11 protein-coding genes are annotated in these 15,193 nt (G+C 75.0%); 8 read left to right on the plus strand and 3 right to left on the minus strand.

Going from position 1 to position 15,193, the window contains the following annotated elements:
- Window positions 1-102: 102 nt before the first annotated feature.
- Window positions 103-1,407, minus strand: a complete 1,305-nt coding sequence (locus HCN08_RS08100) for an extracellular solute-binding protein (RefSeq protein ID WP_167982221.1) — start codon at window positions 1,405-1,407, stop codon at window positions 103-105.
- 163 nt (window positions 1,408-1,570) lie between these two features.
- On the opposite strand from HCN08_RS08100, the gene HCN08_RS08105 reads away from it, so the two are divergent.
- The 3 genes from HCN08_RS08105 to HCN08_RS08115 all read left to right on the plus strand — a co-directional run bounded on the left by HCN08_RS08105 (window position 1,571) and on the right by HCN08_RS08115 (window position 4,309).
- The gene (locus HCN08_RS08105) at window positions 1,571-2,797 is read left to right on the plus strand and encodes a LacI family DNA-binding transcriptional regulator (RefSeq protein WP_167982222.1); all 1,227 of its coding nucleotides are present in this window, start codon (window positions 1,571-1,573) and stop codon (window positions 2,795-2,797) included.
- 109 nt (window positions 2,798-2,906) lie between these two features.
- Complete coding sequence (locus tag HCN08_RS08110; RefSeq protein WP_167982223.1) at window positions 2,907-3,542, plus strand: RNA polymerase sigma factor; 636 nt, start codon at window positions 2,907-2,909, stop codon at window positions 3,540-3,542.
- Window positions 3,539-4,309 carry a hypothetical protein gene (locus tag HCN08_RS08115; protein WP_167982224.1) on the plus strand — a complete coding sequence of 257 codons (771 nt, stop codon included), beginning with the start codon at window positions 3,539-3,541 and terminating at the stop codon, window positions 4,307-4,309. Before HCN08_RS08110 ends, HCN08_RS08115 begins: the two co-directional genes overlap by 4 nt.
- Window positions 4,310-4,518: 209 nt before the next feature.
- On the opposite strand, the gene HCN08_RS08120 is transcribed toward HCN08_RS08115, so the two are convergent.
- Window positions 4,519-6,054: a sensor histidine kinase gene (locus HCN08_RS08120; RefSeq protein WP_322974310.1), complete on the minus strand. Its 1,536-nt coding sequence runs from the start codon at window positions 6,052-6,054 to the stop codon at window positions 4,519-4,521.
- Window positions 6,051-6,797, minus strand: a complete 747-nt coding sequence (locus HCN08_RS08125) for a response regulator transcription factor (RefSeq protein WP_167982225.1) — start codon at window positions 6,795-6,797, stop codon at window positions 6,051-6,053. Before HCN08_RS08125 ends, HCN08_RS08120 begins: the two co-directional genes overlap by 4 nt.
- A 201-nt stretch (window positions 6,798-6,998) precedes the next feature.
- Between HCN08_RS08125 and HCN08_RS08130 the strand changes: the two genes are divergently transcribed.
- From HCN08_RS08130 to HCN08_RS08150, 5 genes are all read left to right on the plus strand, one after another.
- Window positions 6,999-7,274, plus strand: coding sequence for a hypothetical protein (locus HCN08_RS08130; protein WP_167982226.1), 276 nt, complete (start codon window positions 6,999-7,001; stop codon window positions 7,272-7,274).
- Between the two features lie 124 nt (window positions 7,275-7,398).
- Entirely contained in the window at window positions 7,399-8,139 is a 741-nt protein-coding gene (locus tag HCN08_RS08135) for an FAD:protein FMN transferase (protein WP_167982227.1), read from the plus strand.
- A gap of 725 nt (window positions 8,140-8,864) precedes the next feature.
- On the plus strand, window positions 8,865-11,558 hold the full coding sequence (locus HCN08_RS08140) for a tetratricopeptide repeat protein (protein ID WP_167982228.1): 2,694 nt from the start codon (window positions 8,865-8,867) through the stop codon (window positions 11,556-11,558).
- Between the two features lie 90 nt (window positions 11,559-11,648).
- On the plus strand, window positions 11,649-12,185 hold the full coding sequence (locus HCN08_RS08145; RefSeq protein ID WP_167982229.1) for a hypothetical protein: 537 nt from the start codon (window positions 11,649-11,651) through the stop codon (window positions 12,183-12,185).
- Window positions 12,186-12,376: 191 nt separating this feature from the next.
- On the plus strand, window positions 12,377-14,947 hold the full coding sequence (locus HCN08_RS08150; RefSeq protein WP_167982230.1) for a hypothetical protein: 2,571 nt from the start codon (window positions 12,377-12,379) through the stop codon (window positions 14,945-14,947).
- Window positions 14,948-15,193: the final 246 nt, after the last annotated feature.

A 15,193-nucleotide genomic window follows, 5' to 3' on the forward strand; every position in this document is an offset into this window, starting at 1 on the left:
CGCCCGGATGGGGATCGTAGACCGCTTCGCGGCGACCGGTCCGGAAAACGCCGAATACGACTGACGGACCGTCGAATTGGAGCCGCGGTGAGGGGCCGGGGGCTACGACGCCGCCGCGAGCGACTGGACGAACTCCTTCGGTGTCATCTGCTTGTTGAAGACCTTCTGCAGGTCGTTGAGCATCAGCGTGGCGATGTCCGGGTCGAGTGCCTGGTCCCAGGACTGCGTGAAGGTGGGCGCGTCGGCGACCAGGTCGTAGACGAAGCCGGTGTACTGCGGGTTGATCGCGCCCATCAGCTGGCCCTTGATGCCGGCGATGGCGGGGACGTGGCCTATGGACAGCAGGTCGGCGATGTAGGAGGGCTGGTCGACGGTCTTGGTGATGAAGTCGACCGCCCCCGACTTGTTCGACGAGCTCTGCGTCACCGAGAAGTAGTTGCACGGGTTGCCGACGACGTTCTTCGGGTCGCCCTGGCCGCCGGCGACGGTCGGGAAGGGGGCCCAGCCGAGCTTGGCGTCCTTGATGAACTGCGGGGCGGCGGCCAGCATGTCGGCGTACTCCCACGAGCCCATGAGCAGCATGCCGGCCTTGCCCTGCGACAGCAGCGCGTTGGTCCCGCCCGCGTCCTGGTTGACCTTGGCGTACTTCTTGCCGAACGCGCCGCGGTCGACGAGGTCCTTGATCATGCCGAGGGCCGTCTCGACGGCCGGGTTCTCCCACGCGCCGGCCTTGCCCGCCTCGATGTCGGCGAAGGCCCGCGGCCCGCCGACCCGGTCCAGCAGGTATTCCAGCCACATCAGTTCGGTCCAGCTCTGCGAACCGGCCAGCGCGATGGGCGTGATGCCCTTCTTCTTGATCTTGTCGACGTCGGAGAGCAGGTCCTTCCACGTCGCCGGCGGGGCGTCGATGCCGGCGGTCTTGAAGACGTCCTTGTTGTAGAACAGCGCGACGGGCTGCACGCCCTCCATCGGCACGCCGTAGACCTTGCCGTCGACCTCGCCGCCGGCGAGCACGCTCGGCAGGAACTCCTTCTTGAAGTCCGCCGACAGCTTGCCGCTGAGGTCGGCGACGTTCCCGGCCTTGACGTACTGCGCCAGGTTGCCGCCGCCCCAGTTGAGGAACACGTCCGGGCCGCCGGACCCGCCGAGCGAGGACTGGAGCTTCTGCTTGTACGGGTCGTTGTCGAAGGTCTTCATCGTGACCTTGCCGCCGCGCTGCGTGTTGTACGACGTGATCGACTGCTTCTGCACCGGGTTGAGCGCGTCGTTCGACAGCGACCACACGGTCACCGGATCGCCCGATCCCGAGGCACTGCCACCGGCGCCGCCGCAGGCGGTCGCGGTCAGCGCGAGGACGGTCACGGTGGCCACCGCGGCCGTCGCCCGCAGGGACACGAGGCGGTTCATGGTACGCACAACACTCCTCCGGGCCGGCGAGCTGGATTCCGACCCGATCGTGGAAACTTGCGAAAGTTTAGGTGCCTGGGAACGTACGATTTCGGTGACGTTTCGTCAATGGCTTCCCTGGTAAAAGTGCGGCTACGTTGCCCCGTGAGAGGCTGCGCGCGTGATGAGGTCGTACGAGGACAGCAGGGGATCGAGCCCGGCCGCAGGCCGGGGCGGCAGCGAGGTGACCGTGGCCGGAACCGGGCACGACGACGGGCACGACGACGGGCGCGGCGGGCGTGATGGGCGCCACGGGCACGACGGCGGACCCGGCGGGCGGCGCCGGGCGCAGTTACCGGGCCCGCCCGCGCAGCCGCCGCACCAGCCGTTACGGGTCCCGGCGCAGACCCGGGTGACCATCGCCGACATCGCCCAGGAGGCGGGCGTGTCCGTGGCCACGGTGTCGAAAGTGCTCAACGGGCGGGCGCAAGTTGCCGAGGCCACCCGCGGGCGGGTCGAGGCGCTGCTGGAGAGCAGCAACTATTTGCGCCGCCGCAGCCGCCCCACCCACCTGGTCGGCCTGGTCGACCTGGTCGTCGGCGAACTCGACAGCCCCTGGTCGGTGGAGGTCGTCCGGGGCGCCGAGGAGGCCGCCGCCCGGCACCGCTCCTGCCTGGTCGTGACCGCCGTCCACCACCGCCCCGCCGACGTGCTGCGCTGGCTGGACAACCTGACCCGGCGCGGCAGCGACGGCGTCGTCCTCGCCGTCACCGGACTCGCCCCGGCCCAGCGGCGGAAGATCCACGACCTGGGCGTGCCGCTGGTCGCCGTCGACCCGGCCGGCAGCCCCGACCCGTGCATGCCGTCGGTCGGCGCCACCAACTGGCACGGCGGACTCGCCGCCACCCAGCACCTGCTCGACCTCGGCCACCGCCGGATCGGCGTCCTGGCCGGCCCCGAGGACGTCCTCGGCGCCCGGGCCCGCCTCGACGGCCACCGCGCCGCCCTCGAAGCCGCGGGCCTGCCCGTCGACCCCGCCCTCACCCGCGCCGGCGGCTTCCGGCACGCCGCCGGCCTGGCCGGCATGCGCGACCTGCTCGCCCTGCCCGCCCCGCCCACCGCCGTCTTCGCGTGCAGCGACCTGCAGGCCATGGGCGCGTACGAGGCCGTCCGGCACGCGGGGCTGCGCGTCGGGCCGGACATCAGCGTCGTCGGCTTCGACGACCTGCCCACCTCCGCGTGGGCCTCCCCGCCGCTCACCTCGGTGCGCCAACCGCTGGGCGACATGGCCTCGATGGCCGCGCGGATCGTCCTGGAGGGCGTCGAGTCGGTGCTGCCCGCGGGCACCCGGCGGCTGGAACTGGCCACCGAACTCGTCGTCCGGGACAGCACGGCACCGCCGCGGACGTGATCCGCGCGCCGGCCCGGCACCGAAACGGGCCGAAAGTTTCGGAGCCCGGCAGTGCCGTGTGACGGGCGTCACGGGAACCGCCGGGGCGCCGCCGGACAGCTCACAGGGCATGGAGAGGGATGACCGCGCACGCCTGCGCGCCGGCGACCCCGGCGCGTTCGGCCGGCTGTACGACGAGTACGCCCGGTCCGTCTACAACCACGCCTTCCGCCTGACCGGCAACTGGTCGACCGCCGAGGACGTCACCGCCCTCACCTACCTCGAAGCCTGGCGGCTGCGGGCCAGGATCGACCCGGACGGCGGCTCGCTGCGCCCCTGGCTGCTCGGCATAGCGACCAACGCGGCCCGCAACACCACCCGCACCGCCCGCCGTTACGAGGCCGCGACCGCCCGGCTGCCGCGCGACGACGTCCTGCCCGACTTCGCCGACGAGCTGGTCTGCCGTATCGACGACGCCGAGCGACTGGCCGCCGTCCAGGCCGCGTTGGGCCGGCTGCGGCGCGCCGAGCGCGAGGTCTTCGCGCTGTGCGTCTGGTCGGGACTCGACTACGCCGAGGCCGCGCGGGCGCTCGGCGTCCCGATCGGCACGGTGCGGTCGCGGCTGGCGCGGGCCCGCAAGAAGCTGCGCAAGCTCGCGGACGGGCAGATATCCGGAGAAAACGGGGAACTCCGCGGCGGACGCGGACAGATACCGGGCAGCCGCGCCCACCGCGCGACCCGGCCCACCCAGGAGGGAGCCCGATGAGCACAACGTCCCGCGGGGGTACGCCCGTCGGGCCCACCCCCGCCGAACGCCAGGAACTGGCGCGGCTGTTGGCGATCCCGGCGGAACGGGATCTGCCGGAGGGCCGGCGCGAGCACCTCAAGGAGTTCCTGATGCACGAGATCGAGCAGACTTCCGGCACCCCGCAGTTGGCGACCGAGCCCGGCGCACCCCTCCCGGACGCCCGGCGCCCGCGCCGGTGGAAGCCGGCCGCGGCAGGCGTCCTCGTCGCGGCGGTCGCCGCGGTGGCCGCCGTCGCCCTGTCGGCGGGCGGCGGCGACACCGGGCATGCGCAGGCCCCGGCGGCCTCGGCGCCGCACCGGATCACGACGGACGACTACGTCCTGGCGCAGCAGCCGGGCGGCCGGGTCAGGATCAGCTTCACCAAGGGCCCGCGTCTCTTCGACGCGGAGAAGTTCCAGGCGGACCTGCGGCGCATGGGCGTTCCCGCCCTCGTCCTGAGCCGCGCCCAGGTCTGCGCCGTCACCCGTACCGGCGAGCCGGCCCCGCCGCCGGTCGAGGTGCCGGTCCACGACGCGCCCGAGAGCGTCTTCCGCGTGGAGGAGAACGGGGCCGGCATCGCGTACGTCGTCCGGCCCGCCGGTATCCCGCACGGCAGCGAACTGGCCCTCACCACCCGGCTGGAGAGCGATCCGCCGCGCGTCGTCCTGCGGGCCGGGCTCATCCGCCCCGTCCACCAGCCGTGGTGCGCCGGCACCACGACCACGTCGCCGGGCGCGACCGGCTGACCCGCGGGTGCGGGCCGCCGCCGAGGGGGGCGGCGGGCCGCACCCGCGACCGGCCCCGCAGGGCCACCTCCGGAAGTGCCCGCAGGGCCACCGCGCCGGCAAGCTCACCTCCGGGCACATCCGCGGGGTCACCGCGCCCGCAGGGCCGCTTCCGGGCGCACCCGCGGGGTCACCGGGCCCGCGAGCCCACCCCGGAGGTGCCCGCAGCGTCACCCCGCCGGCAGGGTCACCGTGAAGGTGGTTGCGCCCGGGTGGGAGTCGAGGGTGAGTGCGCCGTCGTGGGCCGCGACCACCGCTGCGACGATCGCGAGGCCCAGCCCGGCGCCGCCGCCCGCGGCGTCGACGTCCGGGCGGGCCGGCGCCGCGCCCGTACCGCCCGGCGAGGGCTGCGGCGGCTGCGGGGGCGGGGCCGCGCGGGTGAAGCGCTCGAAGACCACGTCCCGTACCGACTCCGGAACCCCAGGCCCGTCGTCGGCCACGACGATGCGGGCGCCGCCCCCCGGCTCCCGGCGCAGCGACGCCGTGACGTGCGTGCCCGGCGGGGTGTGGGCGCGGGCGTTGGCCAGCAGGTTGGCCAGGACCTGGTGCAGCCGCGGCCCGTCCCCCGGCACCGTGACCGGCTCTTCCGGCAGGTCCAGGCGCCAGTGGTGGTCGGGCCCGGCCGCCCGCGCGTCCTCCACCGCGTCGAGGACCAGCAGCGTCAGGTCCACCGGCTCGCGCACCGGCGGCGCGCCCTCGTCGAGCCGGGCGAGCAGCAGCAGGTCGTCCACCATGGCGCCCATCCGCCCGGACTCCGCCCCGATCCGCTCCAGCGCCCGCCGCACCCCCGCCGGCACCGGTTCCGGCTGCCGCAGCGCCAGTTCGGCGTACCCGCGGACGGCGGCGACCGGCGTACGCAGCTCATGGCTGGCGTCGGCGGCGAACCGGCGCAGCCGCTCCTCGCTGCGCTGCCGCCGCCCCAGCGCGTCCTCCACGTGCCCGAGCATCACGTTGAGCGCGGCCCCGACCCGTCCGACCTCGGTACGCGGATCGGTGTCCGCGGCCGGCACCCGCGCGGGCAGCGCGACCGCCCCGCTGGCCAGCGGCGTCGCCGTGACGGAGGCGGCCGTCGCCGCGACCCGGCCCAGCGGGCGCAGCGACCACCGCACCCACACCGCCCCGGCCGTCCCCGCGCCCGCCAGCGCGACCCCGAACACCACCGCCTCGACGATCACCAGCCGCCGCGCCGCCGCCTCGACCCGCGCCAGCGGCAGCCCGGTGACCAGCACGTCCCCGCTGTCGCCCGGCACCGCGACGGCCCGGTAGTCGCCCAGCTCCGACAGGGAGAGCCGGCGCGCCTTCCCGTCGTCCGGCAGCGCCGCGAGCGCCGCCCGGTCGGCCGCCGAGAGCGCCACATGCGTGTCCGCCCCGGACCGTACGACGGCGGCGTCCGTCACCGCGCCGTGCAGCAGCCGCGCCCCGAACGTGCCGGGGGCCTGCCGCCGGGTGTCGGCGTAGCGGTCGCTGCCGCCCGGCCCACCGCGCCTGCGGTGCTCCAGGCTCGCCGGGAAGCGCCCGCCGGCCGCCGCGAGCTGCTCGTCGATCTGCCCGGTGAGGTACGAGCTCAGTGTCAGCACCGCCGCGATGCCGACCGCCGCGCAGCTCAGCGCGAGCAGCACCACCAGGCCGCAGATCAGCCGGGCCCGCAGCGTCCGCGGCAGCCATCCCCGCCGCCGCGCGTGACGCAGGACGGCCGGCACCCTCACGGCGGCGCGGCCTTCAGCACGTATCCCGCCCCCCGCACGGTGTGGATCATCGGCTCGCGCCCCGTGTCGATCTTGCGCCGCAGGTAGGAGATGTAGAGCTCCACCACATGCGCCTGGCCGCCGAAGTCGTACGACCACACGCGGTCCAGGATCTGCGCCTTGCTGAGCACCCGCCGGGGATTGCGCATCAGGTAGCGCAGCAGCTCGAACTCCGTCGGCGACAGCTCCACCGGCTCGCCGCCCCGGGTCACCTCGCGGGCGTCCTCGTCCATCGCCAGGTCGCCCACCGCCAGCAGCGGCGAGTCGCCGCGGGCCCGTGCCATGCCGGCGCGGCGCAGCAGGCCGCGCAGCCGGGCCAGCACCTCCTCCAGGCTGAAGGGCTTGGTGACGTAGTCGTCGCCTCCCGCGGTGATGCCGGCGATGCGGTCCTCGACGGTGTCGCGCGCGGTCAGGAAGAGCACGCACACCTCCGGCTGGGCCTCCCGCAGCCGGCGCAGCACGCCCAGGCCGTCGCCGTCGGGGAGGATCACGTCCAGCACGACCGCGTCCGGCCGCCACGCCGCCGCCTGCGCGACCGCGCCGGCCGCGTCGCCTGCGGTGCGCACCTGCCAGCCCTCGTAGCGCAGCGCGCCCGACAGCACCTCCGCGAGGTCGGGCTCGTCGTCGACGACCAGCACGCGTACGGGCGAGCCGTCGGGGTGGGCCAGCGGGTGGGCCGGGGCGGCGGGCGGAGTGGGTCGCATGGTGCTCCCAGCATCGCGCGCCGCGCCCGGGGCCGCGCGGCCCGCGCCGCGAACCTCTGCCTTCGCTCTGAATCCCGGCCGAGGGGCCCTTCCGGGGCCCTTTTCAGAGCCTGCGCAGAGGTCCGGGCCGGACAGTGGGGTGCGTAGGCGTGAGCAGGCGCCGGGCGGCGCCGGGAAGCGCCGGGGAAGGAGGTGCTGCTCATGGCCCGCGTCCCCGCGCCGGAGGGCCGCGCGGGCAGCGACCGCGTCCGCGGCGGCCCTGTCGCCGCCTGCCCGCACGCCATGCCCGGCCGCTACGTCGTGTGCCTGCTCCCGGTGCACCTCAGCTTCATCCTGTGGGGTTACGCCGTCCGGGAGCACACGGGCGTCGGCGTCGTCGGCCGGCCGGCCACCGTCGCGTCCACGCACCCCGACATGCTCACGAGCGAGGGCTGTGCGCAGCCCCTCCCCAGCGCCTTGGACCAAGCCCATGCCTGACCCACCCGAATTTACGACCCCGGCGGAACCCCCGCCCTCGTGCCCGTCCCCGGCCTCGGCCCCGTCTTGGTCCGCGTCCGCGTCCCCGGCCTCGGAGAACCGCCTGCACCGCACCGCCCGCGCCATGGGCACGGTCTTCTCCTTCGACGTACGCGGCGGCGACCCGCGGCGCACCGCGACCGCCCTCGACGCGGCGGCGGCGTGGCTGGCGCATACGGACGAGGTCTTCTCGACCGACCGCCCGGAGAGCCAGGTCAGCCGGCTCGCCGCCGGCACACTGGCGCTGTCGCAGTGCTCCCCGGAGATGCGGGAGGTGATGCGGCTGTGCGAGGCCGCCGCCCGCGCCACGGACGGCTACTTCAGTGCGTACTACGCAGGCCCCGCCTTTGACCCGACCGGCCTGGTGAAGGGCTGGGCCGTCGAGCGCGCCGCCGCGATGCTCACCTCGGCCGGCGCGGAAGCGGTGTGCGTCAACGGCGGCGGCGACATCCAGGTGCACGGCGGCCCCTGGCGCATCGGCGTCGCCCACCCCCTCCTCCCGCGCTCCCTCGCCTGCATCGTCCTCACCGGACCCGGCCCCGGCACCGACCTCGCCGTCGCCACTTCGGGCCCCACCGAACGCGACCCCCACATCCTCGACCCCCACACCGGCCACCCCCCGGCCGACGCCCTCGCCTCCCTCACCGTCCTCACCCCCGCCCTGACCTCCGCGGACACCTACGCCACCGCCGCGTACGCCCGGGGCGGCGCCACCGCCCGTCCCTGGCTCGAATCCCTCCCGGCCACGGAGGCCCACGCCGTCACGGTCGACGGCACGACCTGGCAGACCACCGGCTTCACCCGGTACGCGACACCGGTGGCGTGACGCGACGGTACGCGGGGCCGCGCCAAGCCGGTCCCGCCCTCCGCGCGTACGGGCTACCGTCATGCCAAGGGGTCCGGGGCGCAGGGGGGTTCATGGCGAAGCGGACGTATGCCACGCTTGCGGATGCGGCGGGCAAGGCCGTCGTCGACTCGTTCAGCAACGGGTCGTGGCCCGTGGTGCGGGACGGATTCCCCGCGTGGATCGGTGCCGACGACAAGAGCCGCAGACAATTGGTGCGGGACAAGCTCTTCTCGGACTACTCGACGTGGACGCGGGCGTCGTGGGACAGCAAGACGCTACGCACTGCTCTGAGCGAGCGCTGGGCCAGTTCCATCCACAGCCGCCTGGAAGAGTTCGAGGGTGAGCAACGCGCCGTCGCGGCGGCGGAGCTGCGTGCCCTGCTGGCCTCGGCCGCCGAGCGCGCCCGCCGGGTGGCCGCTCGCGGCAAACCGGCCGCCGCGTCCGCTCCCTCGGAGCCGGGACCAGAATCGCAGCCGGAGCCGGAGCCGTCGCCAGAGTCGGGACCGCAGCCGCAGCCGCAGCCGGAAGGGTCGGCAGAGCCGCGGCCGTTGCCGGAATCGGAACCGCAGCCGGCGCCGTCACCGGAGCGGTCGCCGGGACCGCAGCCGGCGCGGTCGGCTGAACCCGGGCCATCACCGGCACCGGCACCGGCATCGGCACCGCGGCCCGCCGCGCGCGCTGAGCCTGCGGCGCAAAGCGTCTCCGTGCGGGCCAGCCACAACAGCGTCGCCTTCCACCAGGCCCAGACCGTGAACTACTACCAGGCCCTGGCCCCCTCCGCCCCGGTGTCCCTGCCCCACCGCATGGGCAGTGTCCCGGAGTTGACCCCGCACGCCCTGAAGCGCGAGGTGCGCCACCTCGCCGCCACCGCCCTCGGCAGCCCGCCGCTCGTGCTCACCGGCACCAGCGGCGTCGGCAAGTCCCAGCTCGCCGCCACGTTCGCCGAATCCGCCTGGAAGCGCGGCGACTTGCGGCTGCTGCTCTGGGTCGACGCGCGCTCCAGCGAGGCGATCCGCATCGCGTACGCCCGCGCCGCGCACGAGCTGTACGGCCATGTGTACCCCGACCCCGCGGACGGCGCCCGCGCCTTCTTCAACTGGCTGCTCCCCGCGGGCGGTACGGAGCCGCGCCACTGGCTCGTCGTGCTGGACGGCGTCACCGACCCCGCCGACCTCGACGGCCTGTGGCCGCCCGGCAGCCCCGACGGCCGCGTGCTGATCACCAGCCACCGCCGGGACTTCACCGGTACGAGCAACCCCGTCGTCGTCCCGGTGCGCGGCTTCACCCGCGAGGAGATCCGCGGCTACCTCCAACGCGCCCTCAGGCACCGCCCGTTGGGCGCCCCGGACGAGGACGAGATCGCCCGGCGCATCCAACGGGCGGGCAGCGCCGCCCGGTTCGTCGAGTCGGCCGCCGACGAGATCGCACGGACCGGCATCCCTCTCGACACCTACCTCGACGCCCTCGCCGGCGGCACGCCGTACGACCCTTCCTCCGCCGCGAAGCCGGTGTGGCAGTCCGTCGAGGCCGCCGACCGCACCGCTCCCGAGGGCCTGGCGCTCTCCGTGCTCCAACTGGTCGCGGAGTTCGGCGCCACGGCCGTACCGGAGCAGGTGCTGCTGAGCGATACGGGGCGGCAAGTCCTCGCCGAACTCCGGCTCTTCGCGTGCCCCGAGACGGACGGGCAGGCGGTGACCGCCGACGAGGTCCGGGCCACGCTCCGGGTCCTGGAAGGACGCAACCTGCTCGACTCCGACCGGGTCGGCACTTTCCGTACGGTGCAGGCCGAGGCCCGCGTCCTCCAGGCGATCCGCGCGGTCCGCGGCGACGGCTCCGACCCGGACCTGGCGCGCGGCGCCGCCGACGCCCTGGTCGCCGCATGGCCCGAAGTCGAGCCGGGCCGGGCGGAGATGCGGCTGCTGCAGGACTGCGCGGACGCGTTGCTGTTCTCGGCGTCCAGTGCGCTGCGGCGGCACGACGGCATCCACCCGCTCCTCTTCCGGACCGGCAACAGCGCCGGCAGCTGGGGCGAACTCGTCGACGCCGAAGGGTATTTCCGCCACGCGGTGCACGGGCTCGGCGACGGGCTCGGTGACGACCACCCCGACGTCCCCAAGGCCCGTGCGCAGGCGGCCCGCTGGCGCGGCGCCCGCGGCGACGACTTCGGCGCGGCGGCGGAGCTGGCCGAGCTGCTGCCGGCCCAGGAGGCGGCCCTCGGCGCGCAGCACCCCGACGTCCTCACCACCCGCCACCACCTCGCCTGGTGCCGGCTCAACGCGACGAGCTGGGACGCGCGGGAACCGCTCGCCGCGCTTGCCGAGGTTCTGGGGGACCGCGTCGGGGTGCTGGGCCCGGACCACCCCGACACCCTCGCCACCGTGTCCACGCTGGTCGCCGCCATGATCAACAGCCGGAACGGTGTGAGCGCGGGGCCGGAAGTCATGGAGGTGGCGACACGGCTGTTCGGCTTCGAGAACGCCCTGCGGGACCGGGACTTCGACGGGGTGCGCTTCGCCGAGGCCCTGCACAAGGAGATGCGGCGGGTCCTCGGTCCCGGCCACCCGGACACCCTCCTCGCGCAACGCGCTCTCGCGAGCGCCCACATACTCGCCGACGACCTCGCCACCGCGGCGACCGTGCTGACGGCGGCCGTCGACGAGGCGGAACGGTCGATCGGCCCGGACCACCCCGTCACATTGCGCTGCAGGGTGCTGGCCGTGCTCGTCGAGGACGCCCTCGGTGCGGAAGCGTCGCAGACCTACGAGGAGCTGGACGACCTCGCCACCACGCAGTGCAGAATTCTCGGCGCGGACCACCCCCACTCCCTCGAAACCGGCGAAGCCCTCCTCCCGTACATCAGCGATGACGAGCTACGGCTCGAAGTACCCGAGCTGTTGGGGGACCTGGCCGGTGTTCAGGCCCAGACAGAGGAGGTCTTCGGAACCGACCACCGACGCACCCGCGGACTGCTGCGGCATATCGCCGACGCCCAGGCCCGCGTGGGGGCGACCGTCGCCGCGATGATGACGCTCTCCGACCTGGTGGCCCGCGGCACCCGCGTGGTCGGCGCCGCCCACCGCGACACCTTGCGCGACCGGTCCACCCTCGCCCGGCTCCGGGGCGAGGCGGGCGACGTGGTCGGCGCCCTCATCGACCTCGCCGCCGTCCTCAGCGACCAGCAGCGCGCGCTCGGCGGCGACCACGAGGACGTCCTCACCACCCGCCACCACCTCGCCGTATTCCGCGGCCTGGCCGGCGATCCGGACGGCGCCCATGCCGACCTCACGCGGTTGCTCGCCGACCGGGAACGTGTCTCGGGCCCCGACGACCCGGCGACGGAGCAGGCCCGCGAGGTGGCGGAGCACTGGCGTACGGAGGCGGAGGAGGCCGCAGGCTGACTCCGGGCGGGTGCCCGTACGCAACCGCGCCCCGCCCTCCCGCGCGAGGCGTTACCGTCGAGCCAAGCGCCGAGCCGCACAGGGGGGTTCATGACCGACGTCGCAGTCGCCGCGCTCGCGGCGCGGACGGGGACGGCCGTCGTGTCACTGATGCGGGCGGAGAACTGGCCGGAGTTCCAGACCGACCTCGCCCGCTGGTTCGGGGGCGCCGACCAGCGCCAGGCCGAGCGGATCGCCGAGCGGCTGGGCAAGGAGCGTGACGAGTGGCTGGTGGCCATGCCGTCCAGGAAGTACGCCCTGCGGGCCAGGTTCCGGGAGGCGTGGGCCACCCGCGTGAGCGACCGCCTCGACGACCTCGACGGTGCCGCGCGGGCGACCGCCGTACGTGAGCTCCAGGCGCTGCTGGACGGCCTGCTGCCCCCCGAGCCAGAAGCGGCGCCCGAAGCCCCCGCCCCCGAAGCGGCGCCCGTGCACGCCCAGGACGACGCCCTCGCGGTCGGCGGCGACCTCTCCGTCACGGCGAGCGGTGAACGCTCCATCGCCGCCGCCGTCATCCGCGGCGACGTCCACGCCGGCGCGCCGCCGAGCCCCGTCCCCCCTCCGGTGCCGGACGCGTCCCAGGGCTGAGCGATCCGGCGAACGAGCCCACCCCGCACGCCGCTTCACCGGGCGAGCAGCCGCCGCCGCACGACACCGGCCGCACCGTCCGTATCGAGGCCCGCGGCAACGGCGTGGCCTTCGGTGCGGCGCACACCGTCAACTATCACCAGTCCGCGGCTCCTTCGGCGCCCGTGCCGCTCCCGCACCGGATGGGTCGGGTGCCCGCGCTCGCCGCGCACTTCCTCGACCGCGAGATCCCGGAGCTGGAAAGCCCGGACCTCGGCGACCCGCCGCACGTGCTGACCGGCACCGCCGGCGTGGGCAAGACCCAACTGGCCGTGCGGTTCGCCGAACAGGCGTGGGACGACGACGACATCCACCTCCTGCTGTGGGTCGACGCCTCCGCCCGTGAGTCCGTCGTCGCCGCTTACGCGCACGCCGCCGAGGACCTCTACGGCCGGGCCTACCCCGACCCGGCGGCCGGCGCCCTCGCGTTCCTCAACTGGCTGCGCCCGGCGGGCGGCAAGCACGACCACCCGTGGCTGATCGTGCTGGACGGCGTCACCGACCCGGCCGACCTCACGGACCTGTGGCCGCCGTCGACGACGGGCGGGTACGTGCTCGTCACCAGCCGCCGCCGGGACTTCACGAGGGCGGGCGCGGCGGCCAAGCCGGTCGTGGTCGCCGTGCCCGACTTCACGCGTCCCGAGATCCGCACGTACCTCCAAAACGCCCTGGACCACCGGGAGCTCGGCTCTCCCGACACCGACCCGGTCGCCCAACGCATCGCCGAACTGGGCGGCGTGGGCACTTTCATCTGGTCGGCGGCCCGGGAGATCGCCCGCTTCGGCCTGCCCCTCGACACCTACCTCGACCGTCTCGGCGGCGGCGCACCCGCCGAGACCGCCCTGTACGCCGCCCAGTGGCAGTCCATCGAGGCCGCGCAGCGGCTGGCCCCGGCCGGCCTGGCGCTGCCCGTACTGCAACTGCTCGTGACGGTGGGCAGAATGCCCGAGCAGGTCCTCTTCGCCCCGCCGGTGCTGGAGCTGCTGAACCACACGCCGGACAAAGCGCCGGAAGCGGCCCCCGACGTCTCCGCCGCCGACGTCCGGGCGACCCTGCGGCTGCTGCACAGCATGAGCCTGCTCGACGAGAGCCGGGCCGGGGCCTACCGGGTGGCAGCCGCCGCCCGGGGCACCCAGCGCGCGGTGGCCGCGGCGACGGACGCCGGCACCGTCCGGACGGTGGTCGGCGCGCTGGCCGACGCGCTCGCCCTGGTCTGGCCGGAGGCCGAACCGGACGAGGCAGCCGCCCAGTTGCTGTGGTACGCCGTCTGCGACCTGCTCAAAGCGCAGTCCGGTGTCCCGCTGGTGAGCTCGGACGGCATCCATCCCGTCGTGTTCCGCGCGGGGAACAGCCGCGGCGAGTGGGGCTGGGAGGACGAGGCGGAGGAGTTCTTCGACGGGCTGGACGAGTACGCCGAGGGCGTGCTCGACGACCAGCACCCCGACCGGCTCAAGGCCGCCGCGTGCGCGGGCCGTTGGCGCGCGGCCCGCGGCGCCGACGGCGCGGCCGTCGCCCTCCTGGCCGAAGTGCTCGCCGACCAGCGGGAAGCGCTCGCCGCCGACCATCCCGACGTCCTCACCACCCGCCACCACCTCGCCTGGTCCCGCCTCGCGACGGAAGGCTGGGACGCGGTGCAGCCGCGGGCGGAACTGACCGCGGTGCTCCGCGACCGCGGCACGGTCCTGGGCCCCCAGCACCCCGACACCCTGCGGACGCTCTCCGCGCTGGTGGAGGCGATGGTGCTGCGGCCCGCGGAGGTCGCGGGCGAGGACGTCGTCGCCGTGGCGATCGGGCTGTTCGGCCTGCCGGCCGCCGCGGGCACCCTGGAGACGGAGCCGGACGTCGTCGCGTTCGCCGCTCAGTCGGTCACCCTCCTCAGGCGGCACCTGGGCCCGGCGCACCTCGCCACCCTCGACGCCCGCCGCCTGCTCGCCCTCGCGCGCCTGCGCGCGGGCGACGCCGAGGCCGCGCTGGAGGAGGCGACCGAGGCCGGAGTAGCGGTCCGGCAGGCGTTCGGCCCCGAGCACCCGCTGACGCTGCGCTGCCGCGCCCTGGTCGGGCTCGCCCAGTACCGGACCGGCGCCGAGGCCGACGCCTACAGCACCCTCGACGCCGTGTGCAACGACCAGCTCACGATGCTGGGCCCGGACCACCCGGACGCGCTCCAGACGTCTGCGTATCTGCTCCCGGTGGACGGCGATTCCCGGCCGCCACGCGACGACCGCGGCCGGCTCCTGACCGAGTGCGCGACGCTGCTCGCCGACGTGGAAAGGGTGTTTGGACCCGACCACACCCGCACCCTCGCCGTCCTCGACGACATCGGCCACGCACAGGGCACGTTCGGCCTGCACATCGCCGCCGTCGCGACCTTCGCGGACCTCGCCGGCCGCTGCGCCCGCCTGCGCGGCCCCGACCATCCGGAAACGCTCCGGGCCCGCCACCGGCTGGCCTGGCACCGGGCGGCGGCCGGCGACTGGCTCGGCGGCGTCGCCGGACTCGCCCCGGTCATCGGCGACTTCACCCGCATCCTCGGCCGCGATCACGAGACGACCCGCACCGCCCGCCTCCACCTCGCGTGGTTCCGCGGCGAGGCCGGCGACGTGCTCGGCGCGACGACCGACCTCACCCTCCTGCTCGCCGACTGCGAACGGACCCCGGGCGCCGACAGCCCGGCCGCGGCGGCGGCCCGCGACGCCCTCGCCCACTGGCAGTCCCGCGGCTAGGACTTTCCCAGCGGGCCCTGGGGCCTGTTTTAGAAGTCCTGTCTGCCCGGCGGGGCTGGGCACGCACTCTCCCACGGCTGCGCGTGGGGGTGCCCCCAGCTGCGTTGTCGGTCGTCGGCGCAGCCCTCCCCCTGCCTTCGGCGGGAGGTACCCCCAGCGCTCTCCTCCCTCCGCCTTGCAATCGCACGCACCCAGCCCCTCCGGCCCCCGCCCTGGCGGGCGGGACGACGCTACTTTGAAAACAGG

It is taken from the genome of Actinacidiphila epipremni, assembly GCF_012034175.1.
GTDB classification, from domain to species: domain Bacteria; phylum Actinomycetota; class Actinomycetes; order Streptomycetales; family Streptomycetaceae; genus Actinacidiphila; species Actinacidiphila epipremni.